The sequence below is a fragment of the Luteolibacter luteus genome, from assembly GCF_012913485.1.
GTDB lineage: Bacteria > Verrucomicrobiota > Verrucomicrobiia > Verrucomicrobiales > Akkermansiaceae > Haloferula > Haloferula lutea.
Map to the genome: position 1 here is coordinate 1438010 of NZ_CP051774.1, position 13916 is coordinate 1451925.

Annotated in this window: 10 protein-coding genes; 9 read left to right on the forward strand and 1 reads right to left on the reverse strand. The window is 60.9% G+C overall.

Going from position 1 to position 13916, the window contains the following annotated elements; translation table 11 throughout:
* Positions 1 to 420: 420 nt before the first annotated feature.
* On the reverse strand, positions 421 to 1533 hold the full coding sequence (locus tag HHL09_RS05920) for an acyltransferase family protein (RefSeq protein ID WP_169453648.1): 1113 nt from the start codon (positions 1531 to 1533) through the stop codon (positions 421 to 423).
* A 118-nt stretch (positions 1534 to 1651) separates the two neighbouring features.
* Here HHL09_RS05920 and HHL09_RS05925 point away from each other — a divergent pair, with 118 nt between their 5' ends.
* From HHL09_RS05925 to HHL09_RS05965, 9 genes are all read left to right on the forward strand, one after another.
* A complete protein-coding gene (locus HHL09_RS05925; protein ID WP_240963741.1) occupies positions 1652 to 2314 on the forward strand; it encodes a spermine/spermidine synthase domain-containing protein in 663 nt (220 codons plus the stop codon).
* Positions 2315 to 2389: 75 nt separating this feature from the next.
* Positions 2390 to 3067, forward strand: a complete 678-nt coding sequence (locus tag HHL09_RS05930) for a TFIIB-type zinc ribbon-containing protein (protein ID WP_169453649.1) — start codon at positions 2390 to 2392, stop codon at positions 3065 to 3067.
* Between the two features lie 475 nt (positions 3068 to 3542).
* Positions 3543 to 5084, forward strand: coding sequence for an RNA polymerase sigma factor (locus HHL09_RS26645; RefSeq protein WP_169453650.1), 1542 nt, complete (start codon positions 3543 to 3545; stop codon positions 5082 to 5084).
* A 294-nt stretch (positions 5085 to 5378) separates the two neighbouring features.
* Entirely contained in the window at positions 5379 to 5873 is a 495-nt protein-coding gene (locus HHL09_RS05940; RefSeq protein WP_169453651.1) for a hypothetical protein, read from the forward strand.
* A 42-nt stretch (positions 5874 to 5915) separates the two neighbouring features.
* Entirely contained in the window at positions 5916 to 8453 is a 2538-nt protein-coding gene (locus tag HHL09_RS05945) for a DEAD/DEAH box helicase (RefSeq protein ID WP_169453652.1), read from the forward strand.
* 122 nt (positions 8454 to 8575) lie between these two features.
* Positions 8576 to 9388 (forward strand): glycerophosphodiester phosphodiesterase, encoded by an 813-nt coding sequence (locus HHL09_RS05950; protein WP_169453653.1) that lies wholly within the window; start codon positions 8576 to 8578, stop codon positions 9386 to 9388.
* An 11-nt stretch (positions 9389 to 9399) separates the two neighbouring features.
* Positions 9400 to 10335 (forward strand): glycerophosphodiester phosphodiesterase family protein, encoded by a 936-nt coding sequence (locus HHL09_RS05955; RefSeq protein WP_169453654.1) that lies wholly within the window; start codon positions 9400 to 9402, stop codon positions 10333 to 10335.
* Positions 10336 to 10487: 152 nt separating this feature from the next.
* Positions 10488 to 13022 (forward strand): circularly permuted type 2 ATP-grasp protein, encoded by a 2535-nt coding sequence (locus HHL09_RS05960; protein ID WP_169453655.1) that lies wholly within the window; start codon positions 10488 to 10490, stop codon positions 13020 to 13022.
* Positions 13023 to 13036: 14 nt separating this feature from the next.
* A complete protein-coding gene (locus tag HHL09_RS05965; protein ID WP_169453656.1) occupies positions 13037 to 13915 on the forward strand; it encodes a transglutaminase family protein in 879 nt (292 codons plus the stop codon).
* Position 13916 lies beyond the last annotated feature (1 nt).

Consider the following 13916-nt stretch of genomic DNA (forward strand, 5'->3'; position numbering starts at 1 on the left):
CTACTTGGCTTTTTGCAATCCTGCGTCCATCTCTTTCTTTTCCGCGATCACGTGATGGTGACACGGGGCAAAATCGGCCATCGTCGTCGGCGTAAGGGATAGTTGCACAGCCCCCTAAGCAAGGGACAACGGCCCCCGAACACTGGAACGGTTCCCCCCTCTAGTGTTCGGGGACCAGTCGCCCTCCGGGATTCCCCCGCTGTGCACAGCTCCTTCTCCAGCCACAGAGTGGTCTTGGACTGCGGGCTCTCTCCAGCTGCCGTGCAGCCCTATCAAGCCCTTCCTCCACCTTCGGGGGATCTCGCCTCACGCTCCTCCGGAGCGGTCCGAAACCCTTTCCTGCATCGGAGGTGCACCCGAAATGAGCCGGTCGGCGTAAGCCACCGGTATTCCCCTCGCGTTTCCCCCCTCAAGTTCGAGTCAAACCCTCAAAAACACCCGCTTCTTCCACAGGAACCACAGCAAGATCCACTCGATCAGGATAATCCCCAGGATGATCACCACCTCTCCCCAGATCCCGCTCAAGCGCGCGATTCCCCCGAAGAAAAATTCCGAGATGTCCGGAAACGGAATCACCTTCTCCGCCATGTAAATGGTCAGCGGATTCATCCCCACCACCTGCAGCGGGAAGCTCCAGTTCGATTGCGGCCTGAAATCGACCAGCAGGTAAAACACCACGAAAATCCACGTGCAGATCCCGCCCGCCAGCAGATTGAAAGTCGTGGTCCAGGCAGACTTGATCGGCGGATAGCCTGCCTTCCAGCACAGCCACCCGCCCAGAAGCATTGCCGCTCCGGCCAGTAGCAACCGGCTCGCAGCGGTATGGGAGGGTTCCGCCCAGCTTTTGACGAAGTCTCCCGCAATGACACCACCCAAGGTGAGCGCAGAAGCGGAAATCGCGCAGAGGATCCCTTCCGGATCAAAGACCACTCCATGGAGCCGGCCCGGCAACAGCATGCGGTCCAGCCACGCATTCACGATCCCGTCCGGCGTCAGCACTCCCGCGCCGTGACCTGGCACCGGAAACAGAAGCTGCAGCGCGGCGATGCCCGCAAGAATCAACCCGCAGCAAATGGCCCGGGCTTTCCACGTCCGGGTGAAGAGGAAAATGCTGGCTGCAATCCCATAGGCCAAGCCGATCTGCCCCAGGACGCTGGCGAAGCGCTGTTTCCCGAAGTCCAGTTGCAGCCCGCCATTATAGATGATCCCGAGCAGCACCAGCAGCAACGCGCGCCGCCAAACCCCCAAGAGCAGCTTCGATCTCGTTTCGCCCCGCTCCAGCTTCGGAGAAAGTGCGTAAGGAACCGACATCCCCGACGCGAACATGAACAGCGGGAAAATCAGATCGTAGGCGCGCAGGCCTTCCCACGGCGGATGCTCGAGCTGGAAGGACAGGGAAAAGAGCCAGCCGTAGCCCAGCACCTTCGCCAGGGCATGAACAAGCTCCGCAAGCCCCACGATCCACAGCATGTCGAAACCACGCAAGGCATCGAGCGAGCGCAATCTCGGCGCAGGATTTCCGGAAGCCGTCATGAGCAGCGGTAGCGTCCCGGAATCGTTAGAGAAAGCAAGTCCCGGCATCCGGCGATTCGTTTCGTCACACGACCGTTTGGTTCGACACCACGCTCTCTCCCGGCAATACCTGCCGCGGATGAAAATCACGCGCACTCTGGCCAGTTGCCGCACGCCGGAGGGCGCTCCCATGGTCTTGCACGAACACGACGGCCAGCACTTCCTGACCATCGGCGGGGTGCAGTTGATGAGCACCACCGCCGCCGCCTCGGAGCAGACCATGGCGGAGCTCGCGTGCGCCTCACTGCCCCCAAAGCCCCGCGTGTTGATCGGCGGACTGGGCTTCGGCTTCACCCTGCGGCGGGTGCTCGAATTGACCCCACCCGACGCGACGGTCGAAGTCGCCGAACTCCTCCCGGAAGTTGTCGCGTGGAATCGCGAATTCCTCCAGCACGTGAACGGTCGCCTTCTCGATGATCCACGCGTCCGGATTCACCAGGGAGACGTCCACGAACTCCTGGGCGGCAAGTCCCGCTACCACGCCATCCTCCTGGATGTGGACAACAGCCCCGATCCTCTCGTCCAGAGCGGAAATGCCCGCCTCTACCATCGCGGCGGCATCACCCGCATCCGTGAAGCCCTGCACCCGAAGGGCCGCGTGGTTTTCTGGTCCGCCAATCGCGATGAGCAATTCGCCCGCTCGCTCGACCGCGTCTTCAAACGCGTCGAGTGCGTATCTGCCAAGGCCTACCCGCAGGCGAAGCGCTTCACTCACACCCTCTTCGTCGCGGATCGCGATTAAGGTTCACGCCCGCCACTCCAAAACAAGGCCCCGGCTGGAATTGACCAGACGCCTGAAGTCCGGGAAAACGCTGGAGTGAAGTGCACAAGCTGCGGCGGACGTCTGGAAGGAACGATGACCTTCTGCCCGTTTTGCGGGGTGAGGCAGGACGTAAACCTCCGGCAGATCCATTTCCGCGATCTCGGCACGGATGCCTCCATGCCCTGCCCGCAGTGTGAGATCCCGCTTGATGTGATCGAGTTCGACAGCGAGCCAAAGCTGAAGGTCGAGCGCTGCAACAAGTGCCTCGGCATGTTCTTCAATCCGGGCGAGATCGAGGCCCTTTTGGAATCGCAGACCAACCCGCTGGTCTGGATCGATACCGCACAGTTGACCCGGATCGTCGCCGACTTCGGCAGCGGGCACCGCGTGATTTACCGCAAGTGTCCGATGTGCGCGGAGCGCATGAGCCACTTGAACTTCGGCGGCCAGAGCGGCGTCATCCTCGACCGCTGTGGCAAACACGGCGTATGGGTGGAAGGCAGCGAACTACGCCGCCTCATGGAATGGTGGCGCGCCGGCGGCAAACACATCCACCAGCAGCGCGAGGCACAAAAAGCAAAGCAACTCTACGCCTCGGGCGGTGCCATCGAAGCCGCCGTGTCCATGTCCGGAAGCCTGGAGCCCGAGCAGGAGAACTCCTGGGACAAAGTCGAGAAGGGACTCTCCGTCGCCTACGTCATCGGCGCGCTGGCCGTCCAAATCTTCAAGTAAGGAGAGCCCTCCGGCAAAACGAAGCGCGCCCCAGCGCTTCACTCTTCGGGCTTGGCATGTAGTTCCGCCTTTCGGCAGCTGCGTGGTTCGTCCCCTGATGCCCCGAGGTTGAAAGACAGTCCTTGGCGCTACCGCATCAGTAAGCCCTCTCACAGGAGCGGCCTTGATCACTGACCTCGCTTCCCCTCCAAAAACTTCCGGCGGGGACCACTGGAATAGATCCGGGAAGAGACCTCGCTCTGGCAGAGTCCCGCCATGTCGCTTTCCTCTCTGTTCCCTTCCCATCCCGGCCGCCTCATCCTCCCCGGATCGCCTGTTATTTTCCCTGTTTTAACAGGCATAACAGGCTCCCGTCCGCCCCCCCGGGAAAGCGGACCGTCGCACCACGAAAATCCGTTCTCATCTGAAGCCCCCAAAAAATCTTCTGATTTCTTGTCCGCTTTCCGGAATGGATCCCGAATAGGAGACAAAGGGCATGAATGACCACGATCTCATCCGCGAATTCGCGAACAACCGTTCGGAGCAAGCATTCCGGCGCCTCGTGGATCGGCACTGCGACCTCGTCTACAGCGTGGCCAGCCGCGTGACGGGAAATCCGGATCTGGCCCGCGACGTCTCCCAGCAGGTCTTTAGCAAGCTCGCCGCCCGGCCGAAGTCGATTCCCGACTCGCTCCCTCTCGCAGCTTGGTTTCACCGCACCACCCGGTCCCTAGCGATCGATCTCGTCCGCTCCGAGCAAGCCCGCAAGCAGCGCGAAATCGCCCACTCCACCTCGCCCGTGATGAACTCCGAACCCGCCCCCGATTGGTCACGCCTCGAACCGGTGATCGATGCCCTCATCGACGAGCTCCCGGAAATCGACCGCCGCGCCGTGGTGATGCGTTTCTACGAAAAGCGCTCCCATGGCGCGATCGGTGCCGCACTTGGCCTTTCCGAGGATGCCACCCGCAAGCGCCTTGACCGCGCGCTCGACCGCTTGCGCAGCCTGCTGGCGAAACGCGGCATCGCTACCAGTTCCGCCGCCTTGGCCACCGTGCTCCCGGCCCACGCGATCACCCCTGCCCCGGCCGGGCTTTCCTCCTCGATTTCCTCCACCGCCCTTTCCTCTGCCACCCTCGCCACTGTCCAAACCTCAACCTTGATCGCTCTCATGACCCATAAAGCAACCATTGCCGGGGCTTCCCTCCTGCTTCTCGCCGGAGTGACTGCCGTCACCATCCCGAAGCTCGGCGACAACAAACAAGCCGCTGCCCAAAGCGCCTCGCTGACACCTTCGGAAAAATCCGCCGCCCGCTCCGGTCCTTCCTCCGCATCGCCACGGGCCAAGGCTGGCAAGTCCGATCCGGAAACCGAACGCCTCGCCACCAAATACGGCGACTCTCGTACCAAGCTCTCCGCCCACGTCTACGGCGAGTTCGTCGGCCTCCTGGAAGACGTCGTTACCGTCATGAACATGGCCCACAAGATGGACCTCGGCGAAGAGATGGCGGAGGAGCCCGAGGTCATCTTCGGGGATCACACCGGACAACTCGCCCTGACCGGGGAACAACAACAGAAGCTCGCCGCGCTTCAAGCGGATGCCCAGAAGCGGGAGCACCAGAAGATGGAGGGAATGATCTCCACCCTGAAGAAGGATCCTTCCAAGTTCATGGAATATCTTCTCGCTCAGGACGCCGTGACCCGCGGTGAACTCAGCCAGCCGGACTACGAAAGCGTCCTTGCCTCTCTGGAACTGCCGGAGGAAGAACTCGATTTCTCCCTGAACGGGGACGTCGAAGACAATCCCCTCGATGACGAGATCTTCGTCGATGAACTGGTAAAGGTCCTCGATGAACAGCAGGCCGAACTCGTCCGCCAGCTCGCGTCGGAACGGAAGGGGCAGAAGTCCGAGAAGAAAGACGAGCCGTCGAGCTTGGAACAGGTCGAAAAGCAGATCAGCGCCGGTCGGAAAATGATCGGCGGAGCCCTGCAACTCATGGAAGGCATGACCGATGGCGGCTTGGCTCCAGACAAGTAAGACCCCGGAAGAAGCCTGAGATCAGCGACCAGGGACATCACTTCAGGTCCTTGGTCCCTGGTCTCAGGCCACTCCAAAAAAAGCCGACCCCGGGAGGACTCTCGTCCCCCCGGGGTGGCCTCGTTCTATCGCGGCGGCCCCGAACAGGACCGCCGTCGCGTATGCTGATGGGATTGGAGACAGGTTCGGAGCCGGGCGGCTTTTAGGAGGTGGCAGGCAGTGCCAGACGCCCTGCTGCCCTGATTCCGGGACTTCCCAAGCTCCAACTTTCTCTCCATCTTCCCGCGCCAAGCAATGAAAACGCCATTTCTGATCCCCCTTCTCTCCCTCGGTCTCCTGCTCGGCAGTTGCACCCTTCCCGGACACGAACCTTCCGGTCAGGTGCGGGATTCCGGCTTGGAAGCCGAGTCCAGCCAGATCGCGGCTCGCTTCTTTGAAGGGCTGAAGGACGGTCAGGACAGCGTTTACTGGCCGCTGATGTCGCCGGTGCAACAAAGCCCGGGTCTGAAGAAGGAGTATAAGGAAATCGAGCCGGCGATGGCTGGTTTCGTTTCCTGGACCTCCCAGCCGAAGGTGGACACGATCCGCAGCCTCAGCGCGACCACCCAATTCCCGGGCCCCTTCTATGTGGTGGAGCGTCTCGCCAAGTTTTCCGACGGCAAGGCCTGCCTGATCGCAATCGTGGAATTCGACCGCGGAAACAATGGTTATGTGAACTCGATCTACCGCGGGGACACCCCGGCCGAAGCCCGCGCCGAGCTGAACTCCGCGCTGTCCGAGGCACATTGATCCGCGGTTGCTTCCGTTTTCCGGTTTTCCCGCAAGCTGCCGATGATCCTGCTCGACCCCGCGAAGCTCTCCAATCCGACCTCTAACGACGAGATCCTCAGCGTCTTCCTCGACTATCTGATCGAGACCGAAGTCGAGCCGTATGATCACCAGGAACAGGCCATCCTCGAGCTCTTCGCGGGGAACAACGTGATCCTCAACACCCCGACCGGTTCGGGGAAATCCTTGGTGGCCTTGGCGATGCACTTCCGTGCCATCTGCCAGAACCGCCGGTCCTACTACACCGTGCCGATCAAGGCGTTGGCGAACGAGAAATTCCTCTCGCTCTGCCACGTCTTCGGCCCGGAAAAAGTCGGCATGATCACGGGCGATGCCACGGTGAACCCGGGCGCGCCGGTGATCTGTTGCACGGCGGAGATCCTCGCCAATCTGGCCCTGAGAGAAGGGTCACAGGCCCAGGTGGACGATGTGATCATGGACGAGTTCCATTATTACTCGGACCAATCGCGTGGTTTCGCCTGGCAGGTTCCCCTGCTCACCTTGCCACAGGCTCGATTTCTCCTGATGTCTGCCACCATCGGCGAGACAGCTTTCTTCGAGGAGACCCTCACCAAGCTCACGGGGGCCCCGACCACTCTGGTAAAGTCCGAGCAGCGCCCGGTGCCGCTGGAGTTTCTCTACAGCGAGACACCATTGGAAGAGAAGGTCGCGGAGCTGGTGGAAGACGGGAAGGCTCCCATCTATCTGGTCCATTTCACCCAGCTCGCCTGCGCACAGACCGCGCAGAACCTGATGAGCTCCAACTTCTGCACGAAGGAGGAGAAGCAGCACATCGCGGAGTTGCTGCACGACGCGAACTTCCGCAGCCCCTACGGCAAGGAAGTCTCCAAATTGCTGCGCCACGGGATCGGCATCCACCATGCCGGCTTGCTGCCGAAGTATCGGATCCTCGTCGAGAAGCTCACCCAGCGCGGCCTGCTCAAGGTGATCTGCGGCACCGACACGCTGGGCGTGGGCGTGAATGTCCCGATCCGTACCGTCCTTTTCACGCAGCTCTTCAAGTTCGACGGTAGCAGCACGAAGACACTCGCGGTCCGCGATTTCAAGCAGATCGCCGGACGAGCCGGTCGCCGCGGCTTCGACACCAGCGGCACCGTAGTTGCACAGGCGCCGGAGCACGTGATCGAAAATCTGCGGCTGGAGAAGAAGGCTGCATCCTCAGGCAAGAAGAGCTTCGTAAAGCGCAAGCCACCGGAGAAGGGCTTCGTGAATTGGGACGAGAAAGGCTATCGCCGTTTGATCGATGCGCCGCCCGAAAAACTCGTCTCCAGCTTCCAGGTGCAGCACTCGATGCTCCTCAATGTGCTCAGCCGCACGCATGAGGATGGCTGCGAGGCCCTGCGCAAGATCATCAAGGACAGCCACGAACCTCCCGCGAAGAAGAAGGCGCACAAGAAACGCGCCTTCCAAATTTTCCGCGGGATGGTGGAAGGAAACATCCTCCGCATCATCCCGCCCACGGATCGCCGCGGACCGGCGAAGGTCGCTCTCAATGTGGAGCTGCAGGAAGATTTTTCGATGAACCAGGCGCTCGGGCTCTATCTGCTCGATGCGATTCCGAAGCTCGACCGCGAGTCCCCCGACTACGCGCTGAACGTGATGTCCTTGGTGGAATCGATCCTGGAAAATCCAGAGGTCGTCCTGCGCCGCCAAGTCGATCTCTTGAAGGGGGAACTGATCGCCCAGCTAAAGGACGATGGCGTCTCCTACGAAGAACGCATGGAGCGCTTGGAAGAAGTGGCGTGGCCCAAGCCCGGCAAGGATTTCATCTACGATACCTACAACGCCTTCGTGGCCGAGCGGCCATGGATGAAGGAAGCAGCGGTGCGCCCGAAGTCGATCGCCCGCGAGATGTTCGAGCACTGGCAGTCATTCGAGGACTATGTGAAGACCTACGGCTTGGAGAAGAGCGAGGCCGTCCTGCTTCGCCATCTCTCCGAAGTCTACAAGGTGCTCTCCCAAACGGTGCCGCCGATGGCGAAGACCGAGGAGTTGGTCGAAGCGGAGGAATACCTTGAGGACATTCTCCGGAGCGTGGACTCCAGCTTGCTCGATGAATGGGAGAAGCTGAAGAACCCGGAGTATGTCCCGGAGGCGGAGAAGCCGATCGAGGAGCGCAGGAAGGTGCCCTACACCCGGAATCGTCCGGCGCTGACACGTGCCCTGAGAAATGCGGTCTTCACTTTGATCAAGGGCTTCGCCGAAGAAAACACCGCGGCAATCCTTTCACAGGTCGAACCGAACGATTCCGCCGGCAGCCCTTGGACCACGGCGAGGATCGAAGCCTTGCTCGATGATTATTTCGCGGATCACGGGCGCATCCGGCTCGATCCCGAGGCACGTGCCGCGAAGCACCTGCGAATCGATGACAACGAAACCCGCAAGTGGCAGGTCGAACAAGTCATCGTGGACGCGGACGAGCTGAATGATTGGTCTCTTAAGCTCATTGTGGATTTGGACCGCAGCGATCACGAACTGCGGCCCGTGCTCGTTTTGGAAGGGCTGCAAGCCATTGGTTAGAAAGACCGCGGGGCGGAAGAGCGCACTGCTTCAAGAGAATTGGAAGAAAGCGCGTGTCGAAAACGTTGCAATGCTTGCCCCTGCTTGCGCGGCGTGGTCTGGCATTCATCCGAAAACACGACATGAAACTCCGTCTTTCCGCAGTGCTCTTGCTCGCTGCCCTGCTTTCCCAGCCTTCTTTCGCCCAAGAGAAGAAACCCTTCCACTTCGCTCATCGCGGCGGCGCCTACGAGTTCGAGGAGAACACGCTCTTCGCATTCCGCAGCAGCTACGACAAGGGCATCCGTGGCTTTGAGACGGACATCCGCATGACCAAGGATGGCCAGCTGGTGATTCTTCACGACGACTCGCTGGACCGCACTCACAACGGCAAGGGACCAGTGGAGAATCTGGATTCCGAAGCAGCCAAGGGTATCACTTCCAAGAAGCAGAACGAACCACTCCTCTTCCTAGCCACTCTTCTTGATTTTCTGGCCGACAAGCCCGGCCTCTACGTCGAGTTCGAGATGAAGACGAGCAACAAGACGCTCTACCCGGACGACAAGATCGAGGACTACACCAAGAAAGTTTACGAACAGATCACCGCAAGGAAGCCCGCGAATTCCACATGGGTCTTCACCTCCTTCGACCAACGCCCGCTGAAGGCGATCAAGAAGATCAACCCGGATGCAGAGATCATGCTCATCAAGGGCGGCCCGCTGGACAAGGAGTTGATGGAGGCAGCCAAAGGCATCGGTTCGCACCGGATCGCCTGCAAGATGGAAGGAACGACCCGCCTCTCCGTGCAAGAAGCACAGAAGCAGGGCTTCATCGTCACCGGTTGGCCCGGCCACGATCTCAATGACTACTTCTTGGGCCTCGGCTTGGGAGTGAACGCGATTTGCAGCGATGTGCCGGTGATGTTCCAGGAATACATCGACAGCAAGAAGCCCTGAGCTCTTTCACCATGCGCCCTCTACGCCACCCGGTCTCAGCCGGTCTTATCGCCTTCTTCATCGCAGACACAGCCTACGCGGACATTGCTTCGATCGTGGAATCTTATCGCGATTCCGAAAGCGGGCGCGTCCTCATCGCCTGCCATCGCGCGGGCTACCTCTCGGAAGATGGCAAGCACTTGCCGGAGAATTCCGTCCCGGCAATTCAGGAATCCATCCGCGCCGGAGCCGAGATCCTGGAGATCGATCTTGCACTGACTTCGGACGGCGAATTGGTGCTGATGCACGACACCAAGCTCGATCGCACCACCACCGGAAAAGGCCCGGTATCCGAGCTCACCTTGACCGAGATCAAGGAACTCCATCTCCGTGATCCCGATGGCAAGGTCACGAAAGAGCAAATTCCCACGTTCCGCGAGACGATGGAACTGGTGAAGGGCAAGGCGATGGTGAACCTCGACAAGCTACCCGTCACGGACCGCAAGAAAATGGACGCCGCGATGAAGGTGCTCCGTGAGACAGGCACCTTGGATCACGCCATCTTCAAAGGTTCGACGTCTCCGGACGCAGTCACGAAGGCCCTGAAGCGCTACCCCGAGAAATTGGACTACATGCCCGTGGTGGCCAACGTCTCAGCCTCGGAAGTAATCACCACTCTCGACACGCTGAAGCCGGAAGCGATCGAGATCGTCTTCAAGGACGAGAACTCCGGGATGCTTTCTCCCGAGGTCCTCGCCACCGCAAAACGCCACGGGACCCGGATCTGGATCAATTCCCTGTGGGCCAGCCTCAATGCGGGGCACGAGGACGCGAAGGCTCTCGCCGGAGACATCGAGGGTTCCTGGGGATGGATCCTCGACCACGGTGCCACGATCATCCAAACTGACCACCGCGCTCCCTTGGCCAAGTATCTCGAGGCTGCAGGCAAGCGGCCCAAGGCTCCGTAACAAAGCTTCCGGGCCGCACTCACGGCCTTAAAAAGCGAAGATTACGTAAGTTTCCGGAGCTCCGGCACGCCATCTGATAGAGGCCGGGGACCATGAGTCCCCAGCCGCCCCCGCCATTGCCAAACGGGGGTATTCCCGGCATACCGGAGGCGATGTCCGTCGCGGCCACTCCTCGGAACTCCCTGCCACCCGGCTACCGCCGCGGTGCTTGGGACGAAATGATCGCTGCCGACGGCTCGGTGAATCCGTCGTGGTCACAGATCTCCTCCTGGCTCGGCGGGCTCTCGCCGGAGCAGGCCATGGCCACCAGCAATGAAGTCCGCCGCCTCCTTCGGGAAAATGGCGTGACCTACAGCGTCCACGGTGCCCCCGATGGCGAGCACCGTGCTTGGCAGCTCGATGCCGTGCCTTGGGTCGTTTCCGAGCAGGACTGGAAGACCATCGAAGCCGGCCTGATCCAACGGGCGGAGCTGTTGGACCACATCCTCACCGACCTGCATGGCGAGCAGAAGCTGATCACCGGTGGCTGGTTGCCACCGGAACTCATCCATGCGCACCGCGGTTACCTGCGCCCCTGCCACGAGATGCGTCTGCCCTCGAAGCGCCAGCTGATTCTCTACGCCGCCGACCTTGCCCGAGGACCGGATGGCCGGATGTGGATCGTCAACGACCGCACCCAAGCCCCTTCTGGCTTCGGCTACGTGGTGGAAAATCGGGGCGTGATGACGCGGGCTATGCCGAAGCTTTTCCATCGCACCGGAGTGCGACGCCTCGCGGGTTTCTTCCGCAGCCTGCGGGAGATGCTAGAATCCTTCCCCGCCCACGCCGGGGCGCGCGAGCCACGTGTGGTGATCCTCACCCCGGGTCCACAGAATGAGACCTATTTCGAACACGCCTTCCTCGCCTCCTACCTCGGCTATGCGCTGGTACAGGGCGATGACCTGACAGTGCGCGATGGCAGCGTGTGGCTGCGCTCGCTCGGCGGTCTGGAACCGGTGGATGTGATCGTGCGCCGAGTTGATGCTTGGTTCAGCGATCCACTCGAGTTGAAAGAGGATTCTCAGCTTGGGGTGCCCGGTTTACTCGAAGCGATGCGTGCAGGAAATGTCGCGGTCGTGAATCACCCCGGCAGCGGCGTTCTGGAGAACCCGGGCCTGATGGCCTTCCTTCCCGGAATCTCTCGGCATCTGCGCGGCGAAGAATTGATCCTTCCGGCGGCCGCCACCTGGTGGTGCGGGGAAAAGCAGGCACGCGAGACCGTGCTCTCGCGTCTCGACAAGATGGTGGTGAAATCGATTCACCGGGCACCGACTTTCGGAACGGTCTTCGGCGGCAACCTGAGCGAATCGGAGCGCGCGAGCTTGCGCGATCGCATCCTGGCCAATCCGGAATGCTATGTCGGCCAAGAGCAAGTGGGTTTCTCGACCCAGCCCTGCCTGAATGGCAGCAGCATCGAAGCACGGCGTGGGGTGCTACGTGGTTTCGCCACCTCGACCACGGACGGCCGCTACATCGTGATGCCGGGTGGACTCACACGCATTGCAGCAAGCCAGGATGCATTGGTGGTTTCCAGCCAGCTTGGTGGCACCTCCAAAGACACTTGGGTGCAAGGTGCCGACACCGAGCCTTTCGTCAGCCTGTGGAGCGAAACCGAACAACTTCAGGCGGAGCCCGATGCCCGCAACGTCCCAAGCCGCTCCGGCGAGAACCTGTACTGGACCGGCCGCTATGCCGAGCGCGCTGAAGGAACGGCCCGCCTCCTGCGCCGGGCCGTAATGAGCTGGGTGGAGGCTATCGGGGATGATGACGACCAGCTTCGCCGCCACCGTGAGATCCTGATGGGTGGACTGCTTGGTGTAACAAACGCCGCACCGATTCATCCGGAAGAAGCCTTTGCCGCCGTGAGTGACGAGGATGAAGTCATCTCCCTGCTCACGGAGCTCAAGCGGCCCGGATCGCTTACAGGAATCCTGCGCTACTTCCGGAATTCCGCCTACGCCGTGCGCGATCTCTGGTCTCCTGACTCATGGCGCGTGATCGAAGCGGTGATCCGTGAATGGGTGGAAGACAACCAACTCCCGGGCAAGGAGCTGGATGATTACACCGATCCTCTCAACCGTCTGATCCTCCATCTCACCGCATTGCTCGGGCTGAATCTGGAAAGCATGACCCGCGATGCGGGCTGGCGCTTGCTCGACTCCGGCCGTCGTATCGAGCGGGCGCAGTTTTTGCTTTCAGTAATCCGAAACTTCCTCGTGGAGAGCCGTCCGCCCGCGGAGGAGCAGTTGGTGATGGAAACCGTGCTTGCGGCGTCGGACAGCCTTGTGACCTATCGCAAACGCTACCGGACGCACCCGCGGCTCGAGCTGGTGCTGGAGCTTCTTCTGCTTGAGCCGAACAACGCACGTTCGCTGCTCTATCAGATCCAGCGCCTCGCCGGGAACATCGAGGGTCTGCCACGCCAAGAACAAGGCGCGCGACTTACTCCGGAGCAGCGCTTGCTCGTGGACACCACCAGCCGCTTGCGACTCGCCGATATCTCGCAGCTTGTCCAAGCCACCGGCAACCGGCGCAGAAAACTGGAAGCCTTCGTCGATCAGATGGGCAGCGCGCTCTACCAACTCTCAACGGCGCTGACCCTGACCTATTTCCGCCACGCCGACCGGCCACATTTCCTTCGAGGCTAGAGCCCACCGCTACCATGCAATACCGCATCCGCCACCGCACGCTCTATCGCTACGATGTGCCGGCGAACCTCTGTCACAATGAGGCACGATTGAAGCCGCTCGACCTGCCGGGGCAGCGCTGCCTTTCGTGGAAGTTGAGGATCGAACCGGAGCCTGAATTTCACCGCAGCCGTGTAGACTCTTTCGGAAACCACATCGACTACTTCTCGATCCAGCGCCCGCATCCGGAACTGATTATCACGGCGGAGAGCGAGGTGGAGGTGATCGCAAACGGCCAACTCTCGCTCGAAGCGGGCGGCCCGTGGGAACAAGCGCGGGATCGCTTGCTAGCCTCGAAAGATCCCGCCTCTCTGGAGGCGAGGGCTTTCACTCTTTCCTCGCCATTGATTCCCACGCTGCCGGAGCTTGCAGCTTTCGCGATGCCCGACTTCACACCCGGACGTTGCATCATCGAAGCGGTGTCGGCGTTCAATTCGAGGATCTTCAAGGACTTCAAGTTCGATCCGGATTTCAGCACAATTGCCACGCCAGTGCTTGAGGTTCTGGAGAACCGCCGCGGCGTCTGTCAGGACTTCGCGCAACTGATGATCGCTTCGCTAAGATCCATCGGTCTACCCGCGCGGTATGTTTCGGGTTACCTGGAGACGCTGCCACCGCCGGGCAAGGCAAAGATGGTGGGTGCGGATGCCTCGCACGCCTGGGTTTCGGTCTTCGTGCCCGGACAGGGATGGATTGATTTCGATCCGACGAATAACCTGCGTCCAGCCGAGAGGCACATCACGGTGGCAACCGGAAGAGACTACCGGGATGTCTCACCGTTGAGGGGTGTAACTGTTGGTGGTGCGAGCCATCACCTGAAGGTGTCGGTGGATGTGATGCCGCTACAGAAGTAGG